At 47.9% G+C, this 217-nt stretch carries 1 rRNA gene; it reads left to right on the forward strand.

Features of this window, described 5'->3' with window-relative positions:
- Nucleotides 1-36 precede the first annotated feature (36 nt).
- Nucleotides 37-217: ribosomal RNA gene (locus AC1M36_RS28685) — 16S ribosomal RNA — on the forward strand; the annotation flags it as partial.

The following is a 217-nucleotide window of genomic DNA, read 5'->3' on the forward strand; positions in this document are numbered from 1 at the left end:
GAAACGTCAATTTTTATTTTAGATGCTAGACAAACTTTATTGGAGAGTTTGATCCTGGCTCAGGATGAACGCTGGCGGCGTGCCTAATACATGCAAGTCGAGCGAACCGATTAAGAGCTTGCTCTTAAGAAGTTAGCGGCGGACGGGTGAGTAACACGTGGGTAACCTGCCCATAAGACTGGGATAACTCCGGGAAACCGGGGCTAATACCGGATAA

Source organism: Bacillus sp. Medicinal_06, assembly GCF_056711665.1.